Here is an 8,695-nt window from a genome sequence, read left to right as displayed (position 1 = left end):
AGACTCATGGAAGGAGCCCGAGTATCCGGCTGGAAACAAGCCATCAACCAAATGGCCGTGGCCTACCCCGACCGCTTCGACAAATACCTATAAACCCAGCCCCACACACAAACAACTTGACGCTGATAATGGGAATACAGGATCGGAACCACGTGGAATGACCCACTTCTTGACTGGCCATGATCTCCTCATGTGCCTTCAGCGTGATCTGTCTTCCATGTTAGTTCCGACCCTGTACCGCAATCTGGTGAATCCGCCCATGACCTTATAGGAGCGTGACGTCTCCACCGTGACCACCCCGGCAGGTGTCTAGTGTAGTCGTCCCATCAGCGTCTTGTCTGCCCGGAAACCCCGGATCGCGGGTCACCCGCACGTTTGCTCACAGACAGGACCTGATCCCCAATGTCTACCACTTTCGACTGCCCCACCGGCCCCGTTGCCGGAATCGACACCCACACCGATACCCACACTGTTGCCGTTATTTCGGACACCGGCCGGCACATCGCCACCGACACCTTCCCCGCCACCAACCCTGGCTACGTGGCGATTTCAGAGTTCATGGCAACCTACGGTGTCACCACCGTCGGTGTGGAAGGAACCAGCTCCTATGGAGCAGGCCTGACACGCCACCTTCGCACCCAGAAATACTCAGTCGTAGAAGTCTTACGCCCTACCCGGGCCGTTCGACGCCGGGACGGCAAATCAGACCCCGTTGATGCTGTCGCTGCCGCCCGCCAGGTGCTCACCGGGGAAGCCTTAAGCATCCCGAAAGACACTTCCGGGCCAGTGGAATCCCTCCGTGGGTTGCAGATCACCCGCCGTCAGCTCGTGATGACAGCAGCGAAACTGATGACAACGATCAAATCGTTGCTGGTCACAGCACCCGATGAGATTCGACGCCGCTATAGTGCGATGTCCACATTGGTCATGGTGGAGGCCTTGTCCCGGTGCCGACCATCAGCTGACCTGGCCGACCCCAGAAATGGGGTGCTCCTCGCGTTGAAGACATTAGCCACCACCTATCGTGATTTACAGAAACAGGGTACGCAGCTGGAAAAACACATCAGTATCCTGGTTGAGATGATCAATCCGCATGTGACCTCGATATTTGGGTGTGGTTCCGTGGTGGCTGCTGATCTGATTGTCAGTGTGGGGGATAATCCAGGCCGGATTCACTCCGAGGCAGCATTAGCTCATCTGTGCGGGGCCGCACCGATTCCGGCTAGTTCTGGACGGACTCATCGGCACCGTCTCAACCGGGGTGGTGATCGTCGGGCGAATTCTGCGTTGCATCGGATCGCGTTGGTGCGGATGCATCATGACCAACGCACCAGGGACTACGTAGCCAAACGCACCAAGGAAGGATTGTCGAAAAAGGAGATCTTACGGTGTCTGAAACGCGCCATTGTCAGGGAGGTCTACCGGGTGTTGTGCTTGGGTCAGGCCGTTCTTCCAACGGGCCAGGTAGAGGTTGATGAACTCAAAGCTCGACGGATCGAGAGGCAGTTATCGCAAGCCCAGGTTGCTGAAAAACTCGGGTGTGCCCCGGCGAGAATCAGTGATATCGAAACCGGCAAGCGCCCTTTGCCGGAGTTGAGGTTGGCTTATGAAGAACTTCTCAAATCAGCTTGACACAACATAGGAGCATCACGCTCAGGTGCCTAGCACACCGGCATGCCTTTGGCGGTATTTCATGGTCGAAGCTGGAATATCCCTTTGGATAAGTGAAATAGTACTAATAACAGCACGCCAGACCAGCTAGCCGTACAACCTCACCAACACATCCTGTCGTTTAGGCCGGAAACGCTGGTACTAATCCGCGTCATATCTTGGCTAGCTATCTATTCGGTTACAGACGCTGGTACATGCCGCCAGTTCGGCAATTCGTAGGTAAGACGAACACCGTTGGCTAGCGTTTCGAGTTTGTAGTTAAACACCGGGAACAAACCACCTCTCACGCTCACGGCCAGAAACGAAATAGTCGTTATCGCCTTCGTCATCGTGCAGCACGCACAGCCCGGCGCGCCGGGTGTATTCCAACACCGGGGACACCAGCGGGTGCCAGTCTTGCAGCACAGCATCATGCGATATCTGTAACCGTCCTTCCACGGTGTTCACGCTCACCAAGAACGGGATACTAAGCCCGTCCAACTTCGTCGCTGTATCCACTACAGGCGCTCCTTAATCTCCTTATTGCACGTTTGTTGCACGCGTAGGGTTTGATAGAGTTTCTACCCAGTGCAGGAGCGCTAAAAACACCGCTAAACAGTGCGCTTACCAACAGGGATAAACCACGGGTTCGATCCCCTCAGGCCGCACAAGACAGACCGCCTATCGGATTCGGTTCCGGGAGGCGGTCTTTTTGCGTTGGTGGGCTTAGCCAGCTGGCAGGGTTGAGGGGGTTAAGGGTCAAAATGTGTGTCTGGCTCGGCGTGTCGCTTGGGCTAGATTTGGCCTTTTTGGATGCCGATTGAATGGGTGTAGTTGGTGTCGATAGCGTTGTCGTAGAGGGTTGGTCGTCCTGTTTCGTGGTCGGCTTGGTTCTCGTTGTGGGTCAGGGTTTGTACTTTGGCGAGTTGGTCCTGGCCCCAGTTGGACTGCCTGGCGATTTCTACGGGATCGTCGGGCAGTTCTGTTTTTAGATACAGCCATCACGCTTGCCGACGTTTTCTCGGCCCCGCTCACTACCATTGAGAACGGTGGGCACTTCCTGGGGAGTGACGGCTACCTCGAATTTCCGCAGTTGTGGCAGCACATTATGCAGTGGCTGCGCAGCCTATGAGCCCTCTGTCATGGCTTTAAGTGCGGCAACGTGCTGTGCATAGGCTCCTGTTCCAGTCTGAGTCAACGCGACCCAGACGGCGTCTTTCGCGCGCGTGGAGCCGTATTCGCGGGTGCGGCTGATATAGCCGCTGTCCTCAAGATGTTTCAACTGCTTGGAAAGCGTATCGGCGGGAAGCTCGGTGAGTTCTGCAAGCACGGCGTATTTCATCTGCCTGCCGTCGGTTGCGCCTGAATGGAACAGCGTGGCACAAATTTTAAGCCGATTGATGGGGTGGATGACCGGATCCAGCTTTGCTGGGCGTGGTGAAGGATCCTTAGACATTGACACCCTTTACAGCGGCGTTGCGGTTCTCATACAACATCCACGCGGTAGCTGCAGTGACTACCGCTCCGGAGAACACTATCCAGGGCCATGAATCCGGCGTCGGTGTTGTAGACATGATCATTGCACCGGGTAGCAATACTCGTGACCAGGTTGCGCGATCGTTGCTCGGACCCATATTTGGATCGAGGCGCACGAATGGGTTTGCAATCTTATCCTTGAGGAGATAGCCCAGAACGAACGTCGGTACAAGAACCGCGAGACCGTACCACCATGACAGCTTAGTTAGCGCGAGACCGCCGCCGACGCCAAGCGCCATTATCGCCACCGCCCACCAGCTCTGTTTCCACGTGGTGCGCTTTTGAACGTCGTGAATGATCTTAAGGTCGTCGCTCATCGTTCTTCTCCCTAACGCCAACTTCCCTGGTTTGCAACTAAGGCAAGTGTAACACTTGCTGTACATGCAAGTCTAATGCTTGCCAAGTATGCAAGTGAAGGACTGTGCATAGTGGGAATGTAGCTACGCATGGGGGTCTAACGGGACTGGTGGTCTGCTACTGTGACATCTGGCCGACTTTTATTGACTGAGGCTCCGCAGGCCTTACATCGACATCGGGTAGTGCCTTTGCTGGTTGTTCCATTGCGTTTGGTATCACCGCCGCAGTAGCAGCGTGGTCGGTTCTTTGGCATTGAGCCACCACACCACCGCCTACTACCACAGACTGGCAGCCACACCGGGGATTTACCGTGTTGAGGCCAGATATATGCTCCCAAAGCATATATTTCACGCTAACCTACAGGTCAGAACCTAAAAATCCCCGATCCCAGACACACTTTCTAACCCTTAACCCGGTTGAGGGGTCAAGGCCTCGAGAGCCAACTTGTGGCCACGTTATGCCTCGAGGGGGGAGGGTAGCGCGCGCTAACGTGGTTGTTTCGTGGGGCCTATGCGGATGCTCAAGCCGCTGCCTAGGCAGAGAGGGGTTAGTAGCGCTCGCGACGGCGTTTGTTCAGCTTGGCGTAATGATCCGGCTTCGAATCGCCGTAGCGGGAGCGATTGCGGCGGCTGGCGGCGTGCGAGGAGGACGCGGCGGGAACGGCCGCGGCGGTATCGGTGGCGTCGTCAGTGGCCGCGTGGGCGTCGTGCCGGGAGGTCGCGGGGGACGGGGCTTCTACCGGTGCGGAGCCTGCAGCGGAGGCGTCCGCGGGCTCGGATGGGGTAGAGGCATCGGCATCGAGGGCGGCGAGGGCTTCTTCCTCCTCACGCAGGCGGCGGCGCTCACGGATTTCGGACCATACGAAGTAGCCCAAGCCCAGCGGGGCCATGATGCCGAAGGCAATCCACTGGTAGCCGTAGGAGAGGTGGTTGCCGCGGTCGAGCTGCGGGATGGGCATGGCGTTGAGCACGCCGGGCTGGTCGGCGGAGAGTTGGATGTAGTCGTGGGCCAAGGGGGCGTCGATAAGCGTGGCAATCTGCTCCGTATGGATGGAGTAGACCTGCTGGTAGCCCTCCTGCTTAATGGGGGCGGACTGGTGCTCGGCCTCGTCGGCGCGGATCATGCCGGTAAGCGTGGTCTCGCCCGAGGGAGCATCAGGGATATCCGGCACGGCATTGGCCTCGCCGGCCTTGACCCAGCCGCGGTTAACCAGGATGGTCAGGCCGGAATCGGTGCGGAAGGGCACCAGGGATTGGTAGGACGGACCGGAATCGACCGGGCGCAGGCGCAGCAGCACCTCATCCTGCGGCAGGTAATGGCCGTGCAGGGTGGCGCGGGACCACTCGTCGTCCTTGATGGCGCCGTTGCCATCCACGAGGTCTTCCACCGGCTGGGGATCGGCCTCATAGGCGTGGGTGATGAGCTCGTTGCGTTCCACAATGTCATCGTCCTTGCCCAGCTGCCACGGGGCAAGGACGGTAAAAGCGAGGTAGGAAAAGGCCACGACGAACAGCAGCAGTAGAACCCAACCTGGCTTAAGGAACGTCTTTAGCATGGGGCCTAGTTTAGTCGCGGTTAGCGCGAATCCAATCCAGCAGGCCAGGCACGGCGGCCTCGATATTCTTACGCGTGGTCTCAAAATCCGCTGTGGAACCGTAATACGGGTCTGCCACGTCCGCGTCCTCCGGGGAGTTGGGGTCGAAGCTGCGCATCAGGCGAATCTTGGCCGGGTCGATGCCGTGCTCAATGAGGGCCTCGCGGTGGCCCTTGTCCATAGCGATGAAGAGATCAGCGTCCATGTGCTCGGCGCCCAGCTTGGCCGCGCGGTGGGAACCGCCATCGTGGCCGCCGCGGCGCAGCTCGGCAATCGCGCGCTCGTCCGCGCCCTGGCCCACATGCCAGCCGCCGAGACCGCAGGAATCTACGGTGGCGACGAGGTCAAGCATGTCCTTTTCCATTTCATCGCGCACGATGATTTCTGCCATGGGGGAGCGGCAGATATTTCCGGTGCAGACAAAGACGAGGTAAAGGCCGGAGCGGGTATCGGATTCGGTCATGCGGAAAACCCCTTCGCGCGAATAGTACTGTGGTGCGGAAGATAGGATATAGCAGTAGTAACTATTCCATGAAACGAGCATAAAGGAGCACCTCTATGTCCGCTGTGAGCGTGGGCGATGTCCGCCGCGTACTCGATGAGGCCTATCCACCGCACCTGGCGGAAAAGTGGGACGCCGTGGGGCTTATCTGCGGCGATCCGGACGCGGAGGTAAAGAGGGTGGCCTTTGCTTTGGACTGCACCCAGGCGGTGGCCGAGCGCGCGGTGGAGCTCGGCGCGGACATGCTCGTGGTCCACCACCCGTTGCTTTTGCGCGGGGTGGAATCCGTAGCGGCCGATACGCCCAAGGGCAAGGTAGTGCACACGCTGGTCAGCAATGGCGTTGCGCTCTTTGCGGCCCACACCAACGCGGATAAGGCGCGGCCGGGCGTCAACGACAAGCTCGCGGAGCTGGTAGGCATCAATCCCGGCCGGCCCATCGTGCCGGAGCCCCAGGGCGTGGATAAGTGGGGCGTGCACGTGCCGGTAGCCGCGGCCGAGGAGGTAAAGCGGGCGCTTTTCGACGCCGGCGCGGGCCAAATCGGCGCCTACTCTCACTGCTCCTTCGATATCGCCGGCACGGGCCAATTCCAGCCGGAGGAGGGCGCTGACCCCACCGAGGGTGAGATCGGTGCGCTGCACCGCGGCGAGGAAATCCGCGTCGAGTTCGTCGCCCCGGCCGCACTTCGCTCCTCTTTGCTGAAGGCCCTGCACACCGCCCACCCTTATGAGGTGCCGGCCTATGACATCACGGAAACGGCCGGCCACCAGGACCTGGACAACGCGCTCGGCCTGGGCCGTGTGGGAGAGCTGCCGCAGGAGATGACCCTGCGCGAGTTCACCCAGCAGGTGGCTAATGCCTTGCCGGAGACCGCCTGGGGCATCCGCGCCGCCGGCGATCCGGACCAGAAGGTGCGCACGGTGGCCGTGTCTTCCGGTTCGGGAGATTCTTTCCTCTCCGCGGCCGCGAAGCTAGGCGTGGACGTGTACGTCACCTCGGATCTGCGCCACCACCCGGTGGATGAGCACCTGCGCGCCGGCGGCCCCGCCGTTATCGATACCGCCCACTGGGCCAGCGAATTTCCGTGGACCGCCCAAGCGCGCGATATCGTAGAGGATGCTTTAGAACTGGATACGGAAATTATTAGCCTGCGCACCGACCCGTGGACTATCTCTGCGCACCCAAAGGAGTCATAAGTGAAACTATCGCAAGAACTACAGCCGGTACTGCTGGAGCTGGCCAACCTGGAACGCTCGCAGGGCCATGGCGCTGAGAAGGAAATCCCGGAACAAGCCGAGTATGACAAGGCCAAGGAAGAGCACAAGCGCCTGCTAGATGCCTCCGGTTCTGCGCAGATGGCTGTCGACGACATGGAGACCGAAATCCTGCGCATCCAGGCCGATGAGCGCAAGCTGCGCCAGCGAGAGCGCGATGACAAGCGCCAGCTTGGCGCCGCAGTGGACCCAGAAACCCGCAAGGATCTAGAGCACGATCTCTACGCGGCCAAGTCCCGCATCGCAGACCTCATGAGCGAGCTGCAGGAGGCGCATAACGAGGTGCACGCGCTGCGTTCCAATCTAGACGTCCACGGCGCGCGCGTTTCTGATTCCGAGCGCAAGCTGGAAAAGCTGCGCCGTGCGGCCGAGGCGGCTAAGGAAGCGGCCGCCAATCAAGAAGACCCGGCCGTGCGCATAGGCGAGCTGCGCGATCAACTGCCCGCTGGAGTGCTCAGCGAGTACGATACCCAGCGCGAGGAAAACGGCGTAGGTGCCGCCCAGTTCAAGGCCAACCGCGCCTGCGGCGGCTGCTTCATCGTCTTGCCGCCGGCCGAGCAAAACGCCGTGCGCAATGCCCCGGCCGATGAGCTGCCGCAGTGCGGCGATTGCGGCTCCTACCTGGTGCGCCTGGTCTAATGAAGGTCATCATCTACGCCGATGGCGGATCCCGCGGCAACCCCGGGGTAGCCGGTTCCGGCACCGTTATCTATGACGGCAGCGGGCAGCGCATCCTGCGCGAAATTGTCTACGTGGTAGGCACCAAGTCCACCAATAACGTCGCTGAGTACAACGGCCTGCTGCGCGGCCTTGAAGCCGCCACCGAGATGGGCGCTACCGAGGTGGAATTCCACATGGATTCCAAGTTGGTGGTGGAACAAATCAACGGCCGCTGGAAGATCAAGCACCCTGACATGCAGAAGCTGGCCCTGCGCGCCCGCGAATACATCAACGGCTTTTCCTCTTTCAGCCTGGACTGGGTGCCGCGCGCCAAGAATAAGGTGGCAGACGCCCTGTCCAATGACGCCATGGATGCCGCGGCCGCCGGCCACCCAGAAGGCATCGTGGCCGGTGAAGAAGACGCCGAGCCAGCTCCGGCCGGGGAGCAAGACACCACCGCGCCGCACCCCACCGATTGGCTGGGGGACCGTGGACCTACCACCCGCTTTATCCTGCTTCGCCACGGGCAGACGGAGATGTCGGCCGCCAAGCAATACTCCGGCCGCGCCAATCCGGGCCTTACCGAGCTTGGCCAAAAGCAGGCGCTCGCCGCCGCGCAAGCGCTTGCCGACGCCGACTTTGATGCCATCGTCTGCTCACCCCTGCGCCGCTGCCAAGAGACCGCGGCGGCCGTGGCCAACGGCCGTGATATCGAGGTAGAGACCGTCGACGGCCTCATTGAGGTGGACTTCGGTGCGTGGGAAGGCAAGACCGCCGCCGAGGCCCACCAGCGCGATCCGGAACTTCACGAGGAGTGGCTGCACGATGCGAGCGTCGCCTGTCCGGGCGGCGAATCGCTGCAGGCGGTCAACCGCCGCGTGCGCACCACCCGCAAGGAGCTCCAAGAGCGCTTCGCAGGCAAGACCGTGCTGGTGGTGAGCCACGTCAACCCGATTAAGTCCTTCATCCGCCAAGCACTCGATGCCGGCCCAGCCACCTTTGGGCATCTCTTCCTCGACCTGGCTGCCATTTCGCAGGTGGAGTTCTGGGAAGGCGGCTCTATGGTGCACGGATTTAACGATGTGGGCCACCTGGCAGGCCTGCGCTAGAATAAGGAACGCG

General features: G+C 60.4%; 9 protein-coding genes and 2 pseudogenes. 4 read left to right on the top strand and 7 right to left on the bottom strand.

The features are described 5' to 3' along the window. Positions 1–402 precede the first annotated feature (402 nt). A complete protein-coding gene (locus tag MHY24_RS02710; protein ID WP_005324630.1) occupies positions 403–1,632 on the top strand; it encodes an IS110 family transposase in 1,230 nt (409 codons plus the stop codon). Between the two features lie 297 nt (positions 1,633–1,929). On the opposite strand, the gene MHY24_RS02705 is transcribed toward MHY24_RS02710, so the two are convergent. The 7 genes and pseudogenes from MHY24_RS02705 to MHY24_RS02675 all read right to left on the bottom strand — a co-directional run bounded on the left by MHY24_RS02705 (position 1,930) and on the right by MHY24_RS02675 (position 5,600). Then, entirely contained in the window at positions 1,930–2,169 is a 240-nt protein-coding gene (locus tag MHY24_RS02705) for a hypothetical protein (RefSeq protein WP_239228284.1), read from the bottom strand. A gap of 275 nt (positions 2,170–2,444) precedes the next feature. Next, positions 2,445–2,681, bottom strand: a pseudogene (locus MHY24_RS02700) (IS256 family transposase); the annotation flags it as partial. Between the two features lie 95 nt (positions 2,682–2,776). Next, a complete protein-coding gene (locus MHY24_RS02695) occupies positions 2,777–3,106 on the bottom strand; it encodes a transcriptional regulator (protein WP_239228283.1) in 330 nt (109 codons plus the stop codon). Further along, the gene (locus tag MHY24_RS02690; protein WP_239228282.1) at positions 3,099–3,503 is read right to left on the bottom strand and encodes a hypothetical protein; all 405 of its coding nucleotides are present in this window, start codon (positions 3,501–3,503) and stop codon (positions 3,099–3,101) included. The genes MHY24_RS02695 and MHY24_RS02690 overlap by 8 nt, the downstream gene beginning before the upstream one ends. A 161-nt stretch (positions 3,504–3,664) precedes the next feature. Next, positions 3,665–3,796, bottom strand: a pseudogene (locus MHY24_RS02685) (IS256 family transposase); the annotation flags it as partial. A gap of 294 nt (positions 3,797–4,090) precedes the next feature. Then, entirely contained in the window at positions 4,091–5,098 is a 1,008-nt protein-coding gene (locus tag MHY24_RS02680) for an SURF1 family protein (RefSeq protein WP_239228281.1), read from the bottom strand. Between the two features lie 10 nt (positions 5,099–5,108). Then, positions 5,109–5,600 (bottom strand): low molecular weight protein-tyrosine-phosphatase, encoded by a 492-nt coding sequence (locus tag MHY24_RS02675; protein ID WP_239228280.1) that lies wholly within the window; start codon positions 5,598–5,600, stop codon positions 5,109–5,111. Between the two features lie 95 nt (positions 5,601–5,695). On the opposite strand from MHY24_RS02675, the gene MHY24_RS02670 reads away from it, so the two are divergent. Genes MHY24_RS02670 through MHY24_RS02660 form a run of 3 tightly spaced genes read left to right on the top strand, consistent with a single transcriptional unit; the run spans position 5,696 to position 8,682 of the window. Further along, positions 5,696–6,835, top strand: a complete 1,140-nt coding sequence (locus MHY24_RS02670) for a Nif3-like dinuclear metal center hexameric protein (RefSeq protein WP_239228279.1) — start codon at positions 5,696–5,698, stop codon at positions 6,833–6,835. After that, positions 6,836–7,552 (top strand): zinc ribbon domain-containing protein, encoded by a 717-nt coding sequence (locus MHY24_RS02665; RefSeq protein WP_005324390.1) that lies wholly within the window; start codon positions 6,836–6,838, stop codon positions 7,550–7,552. Beyond that, on the top strand, positions 7,552–8,682 hold the full coding sequence (locus tag MHY24_RS02660; RefSeq protein WP_204611353.1) for a bifunctional RNase H/acid phosphatase: 1,131 nt from the start codon (positions 7,552–7,554) through the stop codon (positions 8,680–8,682). Before MHY24_RS02665 ends, MHY24_RS02660 begins: the two co-directional genes overlap by 1 nt. Positions 8,683–8,695: the final 13 nt, after the last annotated feature.

Origin of the sequence: Corynebacterium sp. ACRPQ, from assembly GCF_022347225.1 — a bacterium.
In the GTDB taxonomy this organism is placed as follows: domain Bacteria; phylum Actinomycetota; class Actinomycetes; order Mycobacteriales; family Mycobacteriaceae; genus Corynebacterium; species Corynebacterium tuberculostearicum_D.
This window is presented reverse-complemented; position numbering and strand designations above follow the sequence as displayed.